Below are 15452 nucleotides of genomic sequence, written 5' to 3' on the forward strand. Positions count from 1 at the left end.
GCGTTGCTGGATCACGCCTCGATCCGCGTCGACAGCATGCGCGAGGTTTCGATCAGCGTGCGGCATAGGTGCTCCATCGATCTGTGCAGTTTCTCGTCCCTGAAATTTCCGTCCTCGTCGAAGGCGTTGCCGCCCTCCGGCACCGAGCATTCCGGCGTCACCACCTCCATCTTGCAGCGCACCAGCACGGCGCGCAGATGGTTGATGCAGCGTACCCCGGCGAAATGTCCTTTGGAAGACGAACAAAGGCCGGCGGGCTTGCCGGCGAACGGCCTGAACGACCGCCCGCCATCCATGCGCACCCGGCTCACCCAATCGATGGTGTTCTTGAGCAGCGGCGGGATCGAGCCGTTATATTCGGGCGTCGCGATCAGCAGCCCATCATGCGCAGCGATCTGCCGGGCAAACTTGATGGCGTTTTCAGGAATGCCTTTCTCCTTTTCCAGGTCCTCGTCGAGGATCGGCAGCGGATACTCGGCAAGCGAGATGCGGGTCACCTCGGCACCCTGCAGGGCGAGTTCCCTCTGCGCCACATCGGCGGTCCTGCCGCTGTAGGCGCCAGTGCGAATCGAACCTGCGACGACGAGAATTTTCGGGATCACTGCCATTGGCCACACTTGTCCCCGGACAGGTACAGCCAAGGAACGGTCAAATCAACGCACCGGCCCAAAAATCGAAAAGCGATCTTTGAGGCACTTGAGTGAAGGGTGTGTTGAGATTCAGGTCAGGCCGAGCCGGAGTCGAAGACGGGCGCGAAGCGACCAAACAGGTGGGTTCCGAGAACCGGAGCGGAGCGTACTTGAAGTACGTGAGCACCGGAAGCGCAGGAAGCTGCCATTTGCAGGCCGGCCTCACCTGAATATCGGCACACCCTAATGCGCCCCGCGCCGGTAGATCCACAGCTGCGTTGGCGGGATGTTGCGGATGACGAAATGGAAGTGCTCGACCGTGTAGTCGCCGCGGCCGGGCGGGATCGGCGACAGCGGGCCGTAGGTCAGCTGCACGATCGGGCGGCCTGTCGGGATGCGGTCGAGAAGGCTTTCGACATAGGCGATGCGCTGGGCGACCGGGAAATTGAGCAATGGCACGCCGGAGATGACCGAATCGAAGGTCAGACCGCTCTTGTCGCCGAGCGTCGCATCGAGATTGAAGGCGTCGCCCTCGATGACGTTGACGCCGGGATAGAGCTGGCGCAGATGGCGCACGAAATCGGGGGAGTATTCGACTGCGTAGAGATTTTCAGGCTTTACGCCCTGGGCGAGGATGGCTCGGGTGATGACGCCGGTGCCGGGCCCGACTTCGAGCACCGGCAGGCTCGACTTCGGGTCGACGACGGAGGCCATCTTGCGGGCCGTGATGGAACTGGTCGGCACGATCGAACCGACCGCCTTCGGCTTGTCGATCCAGCCCTTGAAGAATTTCAGTTCGTCGTCGAACTTCTCTGCCAGAGCCTTTCGCAGTCCGGGACCATGTGCCATGCAAGTTCTCCTGAACGGTCCCCCGAGTGGCTACTTAGCAGCTACGGGCTTCAAGGCAAGGCGGACGCCGGTATAAGGTGTTGATGACGCTAGGGGAGCTTCCGCTCGATTGTATCTTACACCCGATTGGCGAGAGTCGCCATCAGCGCTCGCCGAAGGTCTCGAAAAAGTCCTTCATGCGGGCGAAAAAGCCGCTCGACTGCGGCGAATTATCCTTCGAGGAAAGCTGCTCGAACTCCTCCAGCAGCTCGCGCTGGCGGCGGGATAGGTTCTGCGGCGTCTCGACCGCGGTCTGGATGTAAAGATCGCCGACGTTGTGCTGGCGCAGCACCGGCATGCCCTTGCCCTTGAGGCGGAACTGGCGGCCGTTCTGGGTTCCTTCCGGCACCTTGACCTTCGTCTGGGTGCCGTCCAGCGTCGTCACCTCGAAGGAACCGCCAAGGGCAGCCGTCGTCATTGAGATCGGCACCTTGCAGTAGAGATCGGCGCCGTCGCGCTGGAAGAATTCGTGCGGCTTGACCGCCAGGAAAATATAGAGGTCGCCCGACGGGCCGCCGCGCAGGCCGGCCTCGCCCTCATTGGCAAGGCGGATGCGCGTGCCGTCCTCGATGCCGGCCGGGATATTGACCGACAGCGAGCGCTCCTCGGTGACGCGGCCCTGGCCGGCACATTTCGGGCACGGCTCCTTGATGGTCTGGCCACGCCCCTGGCATTGCGGGCAGGTGCGCTCGATCGAAAAGAACCCTTGCGTGGCGCGCACCTTGCCGTGGCCGTTGCACATCGAGCAGGTGACGGGCTGGGTGCCGGGCTTGGCGCCGCTGCCGGAGCATTCCGTGCAGGAGATCGAGGCCGGCACGTGAATCTGTGCGGTCTTGCCGGTAAACGCCTCCTCCAGCGTGATTTCCATATTGTAGCGCAGGTCGGCGCCGCGCTCGCGGCCACCTGAGGAGCGGCGCTGGCGCCCGCCCATCATGTCGCCGAAAATATCCTCGAAGATGTCGGCGAAGCCGCCGGCGCCGAAGCCGTGCGCGCCGCCGTTCATGCCGCCCTGTTCAAAGGCGGCGTGGCCGAAACGGTCGTAGGCCGCACGTTTCTGCGGGTCCTTCAGCGTCTCGTAGGCTTCGTTGATTTCCTTGAATTTGTGCTCACAGGCATGATCGCCGGGATTGCGATCGGGATGGAACTGCATGGCGAGCTTGCGGAAAGCGCTCTTGAGCTCCTTCTCGTCGGCCCCCTTTTGCACGCCCAACGTTTCGTAGAAATCAGCTTTCATCTTTTCCTGCAGTCCGGATATTCAACGTCTTGAAGCCTTGTTGCGTCGTTTGCCGGCACGCTGTTCCGATTTAGGTGCGATGGAGCCGGGATGCCAGTGTTGACACGGGCTTGCTCGCACTTTTTCGATCAGGCCCGCACTTTTTCGGCCAGAGTTGCAAAAAAGCCCGGCTTTGCGCCGGGCTTTCTGCCTAAACCTGCCATCCGGCCGCTCAGGCCGACTTCTTCTTGTCGTCGTCCTCGTTGATTTCCTCGAAATCGGCATCGACCACGTCGCTGTCCTTGGCGGCATCCGCCTTGGCGTCAGCCTCCGCGGCTTCCTTCTGCGAAGCCTCGTACATGGCCTGGCCGAGCTTCATCGAGGTTTCTGCGAGCGCCTGGGTCTTGGCTTCGATCTCGGCCGTGTCGTCGCCTTCGGCAGCGGTCTTCAGCGCCGCGATCGCATCGGCGATCGCCGTGCGATCGGCCTCGGAAACCTTCTCGCCATATTCCTTCAGCGACTTCTCCGAGGAATGCACCAGCGCCTCGGCCTGGTTGCGGGCCTCGACCAGCGCGCGCCGCTTCTTGTCGGCCTCGGCATTGGCTTCGGCGTCCTTCACCATCTTCTCGATGTCGGCGTCCGAAAGGCCGCCAGACGCCTGGATGCGGATCTGGTGCTCCTTGCCGGTGCCCTTGTCCTTGGCCGAGACATTGACGATGCCGTTGGCGTCGATGTCGAAAGTGACCTCGATCTGCGGCACGCCACGCGGCGCCGGCGGAATGCCGACCAGGTCGAACTGGCCGAGCGCCTTGTTGTCGGCGGCCATTTCACGCTCGCCCTGGAAGACGCGGATAGTCACGGCCGACTGTGAATCCTCGGCCGTCGAGAACACCTGGCTCTTCTTGGTCGGGATCGTCGTGTTGCGCTCGATCAGCCGCGTGAACACACCACCCAGCGTCTCGATGCCGAGCGACAGCGGCGTCACGTCGAGCAGCAGCACGTCCTTGACGTCGCCCTGCAGCACGCCGGCCTGGATGGCGGCGCCCAATGCGACGACCTCATCCGGGTTGACGCCCTTGTGCGGCTCCTTGCCGAAGAACTGCTTCACGATCTCCTGGATCTTGGGCATGCGGGTCATGCCGCCGACCAGGACGACCTCGTCGATTTCGCCGGCTTTCAGACCGGCATCCTTGAGCGCCGCCTTGCAGGGATCGATCGTGCGCTGGACGAGATCCTCGACCAGGCTCTCGAACTTCGCCCGCGTCAGCTTCAGCGTCAGGTGCTTGGGACCGGTGGCATCGGCGGTGATGAAGGGCAGGTTGATCTCGGTCTGCGTCGTCGACGACAGCTCGATCTTGGCCTTTTCGGCCGCTTCCTTGAGGCGCTGAAGGGCGAGCTTGTCGCTCCGCAGGTCGATGCCCTGTTCCTTCTTGAACTCGGCCGCCAGATATTCGACCAGACGCATGTCGAAGTCCTCGCCGCCGAGGAAGGTGTCGCCATTGGTCGACTTCACCTCGAAGACGCCGTCGCCGATTTCGAGCACCGAAATGTCGAAGGTGCCGCCGCCAAGGTCATAGACGGCAATGGTCTTGCCTTCCTTCTTGTCGAGGCCATAGGCAAGCGCGGCCGCGGTCGGCTCGTTGATGATGCGCAGCACTTCGAGGCCGGCGATCTTGCCGGCATCCTTGGTTGCCTGGCGCTGGGCGTCGTTAAAATAGGCTGGAACGGTGATGACCGCCTTCTCGACCTTCTCGCCGAGATAGGCTTCCGCCGTTTCCTTCATCTTCTGCAGGATCATCGCCGAGATCTGGCTGGGTGACTGCTTCTTGCCGCCGGCCTCGACCCAGGCGTCGCCATTGTCGCCCTTGACGATCTTGTAGGGGACAAGCTTCTTGTCTTTTTCCGTCACCGGATCGTCATAGCGGCGGCCGATCAGGCGCTTGACCGCGAAGATGGTATTTTCAGGATTGGTGACTGCCTGGCGCTTGGCCGGCTGGCCGACGAGGCGCTCGCCATCGCTGTTTATGGCGACGATGGAAGGGGTCGTGCGCGCGCCTTCCGCATTCTCGATCACCTTCGATTCCTTGCCATCCATGATGGCGACACAAGAGTTGGTGGTCCCCAGATCGATACCGATTACTTTTGCCATTTTTCTAATCTCTCCGCTAAGCAGGCTCTCAGGACCCGTACAGGCGTTCCGGCGAAAGCCCCTGTTCACAAGAAATTCCGCTTCGGCAACCGGCATTCCGGCGTCGAACGGCTTGGCGCGTATATAAGAACAGGCTGCGCGGCGCGCAAGCATTCTGCGCAAGGCGTCCAACATCCTTTTCTCGGGCCGGCCGGTTGTTCTCCGGCCATGGCTCCCCTGAACCTTTCCGCGTCCGTTCGCGACTGACACCAAGGTGCGCCGCATGGTGCGGCCCTGGAAAGGAAAGCCCCATGACTGGAAATCCAGAGCCTCCGCGGTCTCCGGGAACTCAGCGCGACCACCGCTTGCGGGATGGAGCCGATATGCCAGGCCTTCCGCTGATTCCGTTGACCCCGCGTAAGTGCCGGCATATCGTGACTACGAGGAAAGCAGACAATTCGATCAGGGAAAAACGTGCCGGAACGCCGCGCCTTGCCCTGATTTGCGCGGAAATGCCGGATGTTTCTCCCGTAGCCCGGGGGGGGGGAACTCCATGTCTGGCGACCACGGCGCGTTCGTGCGCACTCGTGCTGGCCGTTCGCGTCGTGCGATGCAACAAACCAGTGGCTTTCTGGCGCTGGCGCTCGCCACCACCCTGTGGCTTGGCGGTGCCGCCCAGGCGCAGGAAACGCAGATCATCTATCGAGGCTCGATGGCGGTGACCGGATTTTCCGGCACCGTCATTCCCGATTTCGAACAGGATCCCACTCTCGAAGAAGGCCCCAAATTCGAAGAGGGCCTCCCGCCCGGCGTCGACCCTGTCGGCGAAACCTTCATCGACACGACGCGCGCAACCTTGCGCGTTTTCGATGTTTCAAGCCTAGGCGGGCCGGCTTCCGGCCAACTCGTCTTCACGCCGCCGCCCTTCGAAGTGACGGCCGGGCAGATCGGCCAGGTGTTCGCCATCACCTATGACGACGGTGTCCGCGACGGCGCTCCCTCAGGCATTCCGAACCTCTATGCCGGCGCCACCTCGTTGCATGGCATCCGCATCGTCACGTCAGACGAAGATGCGGACGGTCCTCCCGAGCGGCAGCGTCGCGGTGCTGCCGGCGCCACCTTCATGGATGGCCAGTTCGGCACCGAGAACGGTGGCGGACCGGGCACGATCTGGAAGATCGACGGCATCTCCGGCCAAGTGAGCAAATTCGCCGACATCGACACCAACAGCGGTCCCAGCATCGGCGACGTCACCTTCGACACCATCAACCGCCAGCTCTTCGCCAGCGACCTCGACACCGGTCTCATCCATCGCATCGATGCCAACGGCGCCCTGGTCGACATGTTCGACCACGGCATTGCCGGGCGTCCGGCGCACCAGTTGGCCCCGCTTGCCGACGATGGGACGGGGATGGACATCGAAGACGCTGCCTTCGACAGCGAAGACCCCGACAGCTGGGGCTACACGCAGGATGAGCGCCGCGTCTGGTCCGTCGCCTATCATGGCGGCCGACTCTATTATTCGGTTGGTGAAAAGGCCGAGATCTGGTCGGTGGGCGTTGCCCGCGACGGCAGATTTGCCGGCGACCCGCGCTGGGAGCTGACGGTCAAGGCCGACAAGGACCACGCCGTCACCGACATCGCTTTCGATATCAGCGGCTTCATGTACCTGGCCCAGCGCGGCCCGGTGGAAAGCCGCTACGACTACAGCCAGTTCGCCGATTCCGGCAAGGGAGAGGTCATCCGCTATTGGCGCGAAAACCCGGACGATCCGGCGACGGAATCAATCTGGGTGGAAATGCCGCAGGACTATCCGGTCGGTTTCCCGCAAGACAACCGGCAGTCGGCCGGCGGCCTCGACCTGCAATATGGCTATGGCGCCGACGGCAATCTCGACGCGAGCGTCTGCACCGAAACGCTGGTCAAGACCGGCGACAAATTGCGCAACAATCCGGCGCTTGCCGAACAGCTCGCCGGCGGCGGGCCGCTCGCCTTGCACGGCGTGCAAATCACGCCGGCGGCATTGGTCAAGCCGGCCAACGTGCCCCCCTTCGGCTCGTGGTTCGTCGACTTCGACGGTTATTTCGAGGACCCCGAGGTTGAAGGTCATGTCGGCGACGTCGAGGTCTGGCACCCCTGCGAAGGCCGTGCCGGCTACTACGAGCAGATACCGGGCGGCGGTTACCTGCCACCTTTCTATCCGCCTGATTTTCCGCCGCCCGGCGGCGTGCCTCCTTGCCTCGACCTTGAGGATGTCAGGTATTTCTGCACGCCCTCCGGTCTCGAGGCCGAACTCTATCTCCGCGACCCTGCCGGCTTTGGCGGCGATTCGATCAAGGCTCTGTCCAGGACATCAGGCGTCGGCGTGACTTCACCCCTCTCGCATGCTCCCGGCGCGCGCCACACGATCGGCATCACCGGCCATTATCCTGGCGACACGATCGATGTCGGGCTCTGCTTCTACAGGCAGTCCGACCGCGAGAAGGGCGGCTACTTCCCTTGCTGCAAGATGACCGTGTCGCTCAGAACCCCAGCCGTCAGCTGCGAACGTTGAGGAGGGGAAGGTGAGCATTTCAGCATTTTCCCCGCTTGCGACGAGCATGAAACCGCTGTCACTCGCCAGGCGCAGCGCGCGCTGGCTGATGGCGGCCGGGATCGCGGTTGCCATGCTGGCCCCGGCGCAAGGCTTCGCCCAGGACCTTGTTCCGGCCCAGACCAGCCAGGTCGACCTCGACAAGCCCGCCGATCCCGGTCCGCTCGTAACCGCCAGTCCGGATTTCGGACTCGACCTGGACAATCCGCGCATCGTCAATCCGCGGCCCGGCCGGGTTGTGCCTTTCTTCACCAAGAAAGGCAGGCAACGAGGCTGCGACTTTGTCGTATATTCGCTGAGCTTTGGCCTGCGCGGCAACCCGCAATCTTTTGCCAGCCCGAGCCTCGCGGCCGCGCTGGAAAAGGTCAAGATCGACTTCAAGGACCAGCTTCCGAATGGCCTGCGGATCGTCGGCGTGCATGTGTCCGGCGACGGCACGGATGCGTCCGGCGGACCGCTGCCCGGGGCCTCGATCAGCACGGCGGCAAATCCCAACGACACGGCTGATGTTTCCGATTTCCGGCTCTCCGCCTCCGATCTTGATGGCGTCGGCGCTCCGAACGAGCGCGTCATTACCTTGCAGATCACCGCCAGGATCGACCATGCGGCGTTTGCCTCGCCGGCGATCGTCGACAATCAGGGCATGATCAAGCTGACGGTCGGACCCGGCACCGGGACCATCATCCCGTCGCAGGATCCGGCCAAGCCGGACGAAGGCAATTTCCTCACCGGCGAAAAAACCTCGATCAAGATCGACTTGACCAAATGCAACCCGCCGCCTCCACCTCCCGGCGACCGGGAATGCTTCAAGGTGGAACGCGGCACGGTCGATTGCGTACCCGGCGGCGGCGCCTTCATCTACCACATGCCGGTCGGCGCCGAGATGGGCGGCAAATGGGTGCAACTTTCGACGACGACACCCGGCATCACCGTCATCCCCGACATGCAATTGGTGCCGGCGGGCGGCGGTGTGCTCGACTGGAAGATCGTCGGTGCCTCACCTGGCGAGGTCATCCACCTCATCGTCACCGGAATCGAAACCTATGCCGGCCCGGAAGAGGGCTGGGGCCTGTGCTGCACGCAGACGATCGAAATCGTCATTCCGCGCGACCAGAGGTGTCCGCCCAAGAACAGGGAGCCGGATCTGAAAGTCGAAAAACGCGCCGACGTTCCGCGTTGCACGATGGGTGGCGACTGCGACTTCACCATCAGGGTCACCAATGTCGGCGACGGGCCGTATCACGGCAAGATCGTTATCGACGAAGTAACGCTGCCGGCCGGCTCCACTCTCGATTCAGGACCGAATGCGCCCTGGGCCTGTGCGCCGGCGGCCACCCCGATGATGTGCACCCATCCAGTGACCACGCTCAACCCGGGTGCCTCCGTCGACCTCAAGCTCGGCTTCAAGCCGGCCGGAGGTTGGAAGGGCCGCATCTTGCGCAACTGCGCCGCCTATAATTATGGGGCCAGCGGCAAGCCGCTGTTCGGCAGCCAGCAAAACGACCGCGGCTGCGCCTCGATCCCGATCTGCCGGCGTGGCGACCGTGACCGCGACTGCCGGCCGCCGGTGGAAAAGAATGTCGATCTGATCCTGAAGAAGCGTGCCCGCACCCCGGTCTGCACGGCCGATGGCGTCTGCACCTTCGTGATCGACATCATCAACAACGGCAGCGTCCTCTATGACGGGCCGCTGACGGTCACCGACACCTATCCGGGCGGCGCGCCGGCATCGTCGAGCTTCGGCCCAACCCCGCCCTGGACATGCGGACCGAACGGCCCCGGCCAGTTCCGTTGCGACAATGCCGGCATCGTGCTCTCGCCGGGCGCCTCGACGCCGATTTTCGTCAAGGCGGTGATGCCGGCCGGCTATCGCCCGGACACCGTCGAGAACTGCGCCGAGGTGAAGGCCATCCCCGGCGAGAGCGACCTCAGCAACAACCGCGCCTGCGCGAAGCAACGCATCGGTGATGGCGGCAAGCCGGCCATGCGCATTACCAAGATGTGCAGCGGCTCGCTGGCCGGCGCTGCGGCCGTCACCTGCCGCATCACCGTCATCAGCACCGGCACCACTGCTCCCACCGGTCCGGTGCGGGTCAGCGATGCCGCCACGCTGGTGGTCGGAGGCGCCCCCGTCCCGATCCAGACTATCACCCCTGACGGCGCGGAATGGGCGTGCGGACCGGTTCCAGCCAATGCGCTGTCGTGCCAGATTCCCGGCGCCATTATGACGCCCGGAACCAGCCGCCATTTCGATGTGACGGTTGCCGGCAATGGCGTGTTCGAGAACTGCGCGCGCGGCTTCTACGGCCCGGCGCCAGGAGACGACATCGTCTATCCCATCGGCAGGGCCTGCGCCAAGGGTGGCGGCGCCTCGACCATCCGTGTCGAGAAGACCGGCGATGCCGAGTGCCGGATCGGCCAGCCCTGCTCTTTCGAGATCACCATCGCGAACGATGGCCAAAACGTCTTCTCCGGTCCGGTTCGCATCGGTGATGCGATCGGCGTCGAAGGCCTCGGCCGGCTGGAAGGTGTTGCGATCACCTCGATCGACCCGCCCTTCGGCTGCGCGCCGGAACCGGCGACCTTGCCTGCGTCCTGCATCGCCAACCTGACGCTCGGCGCCGGGGAAAGCCACGTTCACCGTGTGACCGTGATCATTCCCGACGACGGCCGCCTGGCCGATGTGCAGGGCACCGTCAGCGGCCAGAACTGCGTCGGCGCGCTGTCGCCCGAAACGCCGGTGCGAGGTGCGGGCGAAGGGCTCTCCCGCGACCCGGCCAATGTGCAGGGCGATCGCGGCAAGGCCTATGCCTGCCATCCCATCACCATCATGCGTGACGTGAAGAAGGAGAAGGAGTGCTCCGAGGGTTTCGTGATGAACGACGCCGGCCGGTGCGTCTGCCCGGAAGGCAGCACTTTCCGCAACGGCCAGTGCTCGTCGGGTGGCGGCTCGGTCATCATACCGAAGCCGAAGGAGCGCTGCGTGCTGCTCAAGGGCCAGATCCGTACCCAGGATGGTGATTGCATCTGCCCGAGAGGGACGGAACTAAGGGGCGACGCCTGCCGGCCGATCCGGAAAAAGCCGCCCCTAGTGGAACAGTGCAAGCTGCTGCGCGGCCAGATCCGCACCAAGAACGGCGCCTGTGTCTGCCCGCGCGGGACCGAGGTGATCAGAGGGGCATGCCGCAGGCCGCAGGTGGAGTGTGCGCCTGGCTCACGGCTGATCAACGGCCGGTGCCAGCCGATCGTCAAGCGGCGCTGTCCGGTCGGGACAGTCGGACAGTATCCGGACTGCGCTCGGATCCGCAGGGCGCCGACGCTGCAGATCGATCCGAACCTGTTGCTGAACCCGAACATCCTACAGCAGCCGAGGCGCAGGCCGCGGGCTCTCCAGTAGGGACCCGGCGCGCAACAGTCCGTCACATTGGACCGCAATACCAAGACCTCGCGGGAGCAATCCGGCGGGGTTTTTCGTTGGTCGGACGTGTTTCAGCCGCTGCGTGAACCTAATCGCTGCAGTCGGCGACAAACTCCCTGAAGGAACATTTCAGGGAGAGAGAGAAGATGTCTTCAACCAAGCATATTTTTCGCAACACGGCGGCGACCGTCGCCCTGATCGCAGCCGCGCTCGCCACCACACCGGCCTTCGCCAAGCAGGCGAACATCAAGTCAATGTCGTTCAACACCGAAAGCGCCAAAACGACGATCCATGTCGGCTCCAGCGACAAGCAAAAATGGGACACGCTTAAGAGCGGCAACGTCCAGTTCTGGGGCCACATGAAGCTCAACACATGGTGGCCAGGTTATGTGCAGGATGTCGGCGTGGCGCTCGGCGTTTGTGGACCGGGCCAGTGCGGCGCGTTTCCGCCGATCTGGAGCGCGTCGCCTGTCAGCCGCGACTACGATCGCCAGGAAAATTTCTCCTTCGATCCCTCCATAATACCGCTGTCGTCGGACACCGGTATCGCCGTCGTGCCTTACGGCGACCAGATCATTGCCAGGTGCAACCAGCACCTCCAGCCCGATGGGCCGACAAAGTCTTACTCGTTCACGCACAGCTTCCATGCGAGCTTCTCGGCACTGACCGACACGGCGCTCGATATGGACAATGCGGTCAGCGAGGCCCAGGGCGGCAGCTGGCCCCATCCGCTGTACGACTCGCACTATGCCGAGCACGGATCGTTCGACGTCCAGGTTGTCTGCGACCCCGTCATCAAGCCGCCGGTTCAGGACGTCGCCAATGATTTCGGCGAATTCGACGTGGGCAACGTCAAGCTGTTCCTGACCACCTACCAATCGAACCAGACCGGCTCGACGCTCGGTACGGTCTGCCCGTCGTTGAAGGTCACGAGCCGGGCGCAGGCTAACCAGGCCGGGCCTGTGTCGATGCGCATCTGGCGCCAGAAGAACGACGGGCCGATCACCTCCGAGGTGCAGCAGGCGTGGGCGTCATACGACGCTACCAAGAATGGCTATTTCGGCACCTACGAGAAATGGGAGGATGTCGGCGCCACCGCCTACTTCCAATACAAGACCGAGATCATCGGCATCGGTCCGTTCGAACCATTTGACGGCTGGAAGGACATCACCGTCCATTGCACCGGCGCGGGCGGGGGCGGCTTCACCGACGCACCTCAGGACAACCCCGAAAACCCGCCGGCGCATTCGGACTGGCAGGGAGAGGTCACTGTCTCGGACAGCGCTGGCTTCAAAAAACTCTGCCCACGCAAGGGTCAGGTGGCGTTCCAAGTTGAGCGCGATGCGCCGGGTGCGTTTCACTACCGCATCAGCTGCTCGAACGGCGCATTCTTCACCGGCACGACGGCCGCCTTCAACGATGGCGGTGTGGTCAAGGCGAGTGCCGCACACGAGCTCAGCATCGTCAGAACCCGCTCGATCCAGTGCACCCTGCAGGAGATCAAGCAGAACGGTTCGATCGCCACCGTCGACAACAGCAGCGAGGATTTTACCTGTATCAAGCGCAATTTTGATCCGAATGGCGATGGTCTGGCGGTCGATACGCGACCCAATCCCGGCAAACCGCAACTTCCGCCGGTCGTCATCGATGCCGGCCGCACATGCCTGCCGAGCCAGAGGCTGATCCGTGGCAAATGCGTCGACAGGCCGCTCGTGGCTGCCTGCCGCAGCACCGAAAAGCGTGTCAACGGCAAGTGCGTTGGGGTCAGCATCCACTGCCTGCCCGGTTACCATCAGGTCGGCCTGAAATGCGTGCGCAATGCAGTGATCGCCGACAGGTGCAAGCGCAACGAACAACGCATCGACGGGAGATGCGTGCGCAATACCCCCATCATTATCGACTGCAAGCGCGGCTATCATCTGGTCGGCAAGGCATGCGTTAAGAACCGCTGATCATCACCGCCTGCCGGGCAACCGAAAAACTGGTGGGTGGACACTGCGTGCCCAAGCAACCTGTGAAAAAGCCCAATCTGCAAAAAGTGAAGCAAGGCAGCGGCAGGGTCTTACTGCCACGACTGGCCAGGCCGCGGCATCCGGTGGACTGAAATCGCGACGCTTGAACAGGGAGAGAGGTGGCCGACGCTGCCTCTCTCCTTTGTGCAACAACCCATCTTCGTGCAACAGCCACCGGCGCCGGATTCCTGTCGACAAGCGGCGCTGAGACGATTAGAGCGACGTCAAAGTACGCGTCTCAAAGCTTTGAATCTTCGCTTCGTGCTTTCCGAAAATCCATTCCGATTTTCGGGCCGATGCGGTAGGCGAAGGCGGGCTCAAGAACGGGAAGCGAACATGGCTCACAAGATCCTGATCGCGCCATCTGTGCTGGCGTCGGATTTTTCGAAGCTCGGCGACGAGGTCGAGGCGGTAGCGGCGGCCGGCGCCGACTGGATCCATCTCGACGTCATGGACGGGCACTTCGTGCCCAACATCACCTTCGGTCCGCCGGTGATCAAGGCGATCCGCAACCGCACCAAGGCCTTCTTCGACTGCCATCTGATGATCGCGCCGGCCGATCCCTATCTGGAGGCCTTCGCCGAAGCCGGCTGCGACGGCATGACGGTGCATGCCGAGGCCGGGCCGCATCTCGACCGTTCGCTGCAGACGATCAGGGACCTCGGCAAGAAGGCCGGCGTGTCGCTCAACCCGGCGACGCCGGAAACGGCGATCGAATATGTGCTCGATCGGCTCGATCTGATCCTTATCATGACCGTCAATCCGGGTTTTGGCGGCCAGGCCTTCATTCCGGGGGTCGTCGACAAGGTGAAGCGGGTGAAAGCGCTGATCGGCAATCGGCCGATCCGGATCGAGATCGACGGCGGCATCTCGCCGCAAACAGCACCTTTGGTCACCGCCGCCGGCGCCAGCGTGCTGGTCGCCGGTGCATCCATCTTCAAGGGCGGCAGCGTCGAAGCCTATCGGGCGAACATCGAGGCGATCAGGACAGCGGCCGACCAGCCGGCCGGTTGACGCTGCCGGCGTCGTTACCAGAACGCGCCGTCTCTTCAGCCGGTCAGGAATTCGTTGGCCGACGCCGGTGCGCTTGTGCTCGTGACATGCGGCCCCATATGCTCTGTCTCACCCTCATGCCTCTCCGGACCCTCCCGCAGGCTCCTCTTCGACGGTCGGATTGATGAACCGCAGCCCTTTCTTCGCTGATTTGCTGAACACCATCGCCGATCGCGGCCGGATGATGCTGAACCTCGTGCGCGGTGACGAGCCGGTCTCGGCCGACAGCCTGGGGCGTCTGTGCGCCCGTCTGCTTTCCAGCCAGGGCGAGGCATCGGGTGTCGCCTATGCAAGGGAAATCCTGGAGCGCTGGCGCATCCTCGGCGCCGACAGAAGGCTGGCTTTCCTGCATGTGCTGCGCGATCGTTTCGGCACTGATCACGCCAGGCTTGCCGCCGCGGTGGATGCCTATCGCGCCGAGCCCGACGATCGCTCGGCACTTGCCCTGCACGACGCCGCCGAGCCGGCCAGGCAGGAGCTCCTGCGCCGCCTGAACCTGGCGCCCGGCGGCATCGAGACGCTGGTGCGCATGCGCGAGGATCTGCTTGCCCGGCTGCCCACATCGCCCGATCTCGCCATCGTCGATGCCGATTTCACGCACCTCCTGTCGTCGTGGTTCAACCGCGGCTTCCTGGTGCTGCGGCGGATCGACTGGTCGACACCGGCCAACATATTGGAAAAAATCATCCGCTATGAGGCGGTGCACGCCATCCACACCTGGGACGACCTGCGCCGCCGGATCGAACCCGACGACCGGCTCTGCTATGCGTTCTTTCATCCGCAACTCGGCGACGAGCCGCTGATCTTCGTCGAGGTCGCGCTCACCCGGGCGATGCCGACGACGATCGCCGAGCTGCTTGCCGACGAGCGGCCGCTGGTGCAGCCACGGCAGGCCACGACGGCGGTATTCTATTCCATCTCCAATTGCCAGGAGGGCCTGCGCGGCATCTCGTTCGGCAATTTCCTGATCAAGCAGGTGGTCGAGGACCTGCGCCGCGACCTTCCCGGCTTGACCGATTTCGTCACGCTGTCCCCGGTGCCGGGCTTTGCCCGCTGGCTGGCCGAGCAGGCTGAAACCATCCCCTCCGCCGCCGAAGTGTTAGACCTCGTCGCCGACGAGGGCTGGCATGCGGACGCTGCCGCGCGCGACCGCGCGGGCCGGGCCCTGCTTCCTCTTGCGGCACAGTATTTCCTCGAAGCCCGCACCGCTTCCGGCAAGGTGATCGATCCGGTCGCCCGGTTCCATCTCGGCAATGGCGCGCGGCTGGAGCGCATCGACCTTTTCGGCGACCTGTCGCCCCGCGCCCTGCGTCAGGCGCATGGCCTGATGGTCAATTATCGCTACAAGCTCGACGACATCGAGAAGAACCACGAGCTGTTCGCCGCCAGGAACGATGTGGCGGCCGCGCCCGCCGTGCGCCGCCTGCTGCCGAACCGGCGAGACTGGGCCGCGCCGCGGCTTCCGGCGCAAGCTCAGGGGATTGAGGACAAGAGGGACATATGAGCAACCCACCCGCT

9 protein-coding genes are annotated in these 15452 nt (G+C 63.7%); 5 read left to right on the plus strand and 4 right to left on the minus strand.

The window, feature by feature from the left end:
* Window positions 1-11: 11 nt before the first annotated feature.
* From AC0L14_RS05755 to dnaK, 4 genes are all read right to left on the minus strand, one after another.
* Window positions 12-608, minus strand: coding sequence for an NADPH-dependent FMN reductase (locus tag AC0L14_RS05755; RefSeq protein ID WP_473485663.1), 597 nt, complete (start codon window positions 606-608; stop codon window positions 12-14).
* Window positions 609-872: 264 nt separating this feature from the next.
* On the minus strand, window positions 873-1478 hold the full coding sequence (pmtA, locus tag AC0L14_RS05760) for a phospholipid N-methyltransferase PmtA (RefSeq protein ID WP_473485662.1): 606 nt from the start codon (window positions 1476-1478) through the stop codon (window positions 873-875).
* A 142-nt stretch (window positions 1479-1620) separates the two neighbouring features.
* Complete coding sequence (gene dnaJ, locus AC0L14_RS05765; RefSeq protein ID WP_473485661.1) at window positions 1621-2751, minus strand: molecular chaperone DnaJ; 1131 nt, start codon at window positions 2749-2751, stop codon at window positions 1621-1623.
* Window positions 2752-2962: 211 nt separating this feature from the next.
* Window positions 2963-4879, minus strand: coding sequence for a molecular chaperone DnaK (gene dnaK, locus AC0L14_RS05770; RefSeq protein ID WP_123147317.1), 1917 nt, complete (start codon window positions 4877-4879; stop codon window positions 2963-2965).
* 589 nt (window positions 4880-5468) lie between these two features.
* On the opposite strand from dnaK, the gene AC0L14_RS05775 reads away from it, so the two are divergent.
* From AC0L14_RS05775 to AC0L14_RS05795, 5 genes are all read left to right on the plus strand, one after another.
* Window positions 5469-7412 carry a hypothetical protein gene (locus AC0L14_RS05775; protein ID WP_473748884.1) on the plus strand — a complete coding sequence of 648 codons (1944 nt, stop codon included), beginning with the start codon at window positions 5469-5471 and terminating at the stop codon, window positions 7410-7412.
* A gap of 46 nt (window positions 7413-7458) precedes the next feature.
* Window positions 7459-10848: a DUF7929 domain-containing protein gene (locus tag AC0L14_RS05780; protein WP_473749043.1), complete on the plus strand. Its 3390-nt coding sequence runs from the start codon at window positions 7459-7461 to the stop codon at window positions 10846-10848.
* A 167-nt stretch (window positions 10849-11015) separates the two neighbouring features.
* Window positions 11016-12821 carry an EB domain-containing protein gene (locus AC0L14_RS05785; RefSeq protein WP_473748885.1) on the plus strand — a complete coding sequence of 602 codons (1806 nt, stop codon included), beginning with the start codon at window positions 11016-11018 and terminating at the stop codon, window positions 12819-12821.
* A gap of 396 nt (window positions 12822-13217) precedes the next feature.
* Window positions 13218-13895: a ribulose-phosphate 3-epimerase gene (rpe, locus tag AC0L14_RS05790; RefSeq protein WP_473748886.1), complete on the plus strand. Its 678-nt coding sequence runs from the start codon at window positions 13218-13220 to the stop codon at window positions 13893-13895.
* Between the two features lie 163 nt (window positions 13896-14058).
* A complete protein-coding gene (locus AC0L14_RS05795; RefSeq protein ID WP_473748887.1) occupies window positions 14059-15438 on the plus strand; it encodes a malonyl-CoA decarboxylase in 1380 nt (459 codons plus the stop codon).
* The last annotated feature ends 14 nt before the right edge of the window (window positions 15439-15452 follow it).

The organism is Mesorhizobium sp. WSM4841, assembly GCF_055811515.1.

What these genes read in the sequence shown, in the direction of transcription:
- AC0L14_RS05775 (WP_473748884.1), top strand. Translation starts at nt 5,469, where the DNA reads ATGCAACAAACCAGTGGCTTTCTGGCGCTGGCGCTCGCCACCACCCTG.
- AC0L14_RS05780 (WP_473749043.1), top strand. Translation starts at nt 7,459, where the DNA reads ATGAAACCGCTGTCACTCGCCAGGCGCAGCGCGCGCTGGCTGATGGCG.
- AC0L14_RS05795 (WP_473748887.1), top strand. Translation starts at nt 14,059, where the DNA reads ATGAACCGCAGCCCTTTCTTCGCTGATTTGCTGAACACCATCGCCGAT.
- pmtA (WP_473485662.1), bottom strand. Translation starts at nt 1,478, where the DNA reads ATGGCACATGGTCCCGGACTGCGAAAGGCTCTGGCAGAGAAGTTCGAC.
- AC0L14_RS05785 (WP_473748885.1), top strand. Translation starts at nt 11,016, where the DNA reads ATGTCTTCAACCAAGCATATTTTTCGCAACACGGCGGCGACCGTCGCC.
- dnaK (WP_123147317.1), bottom strand. Translation starts at nt 4,879, where the DNA reads ATGGCAAAAGTAATCGGTATCGATCTGGGGACCACCAACTCTTGTGTC.
- AC0L14_RS05755 (WP_473485663.1), bottom strand. Translation starts at nt 608, where the DNA reads ATGGCAGTGATCCCGAAAATTCTCGTCGTCGCAGGTTCGATTCGCACT.
- rpe (WP_473748886.1), top strand. Translation starts at nt 13,218, where the DNA reads ATGGCTCACAAGATCCTGATCGCGCCATCTGTGCTGGCGTCGGATTTT.
- dnaJ (WP_473485661.1), bottom strand. Translation starts at nt 2,751, where the DNA reads ATGAAAGCTGATTTCTACGAAACGTTGGGCGTGCAAAAGGGGGCCGAC.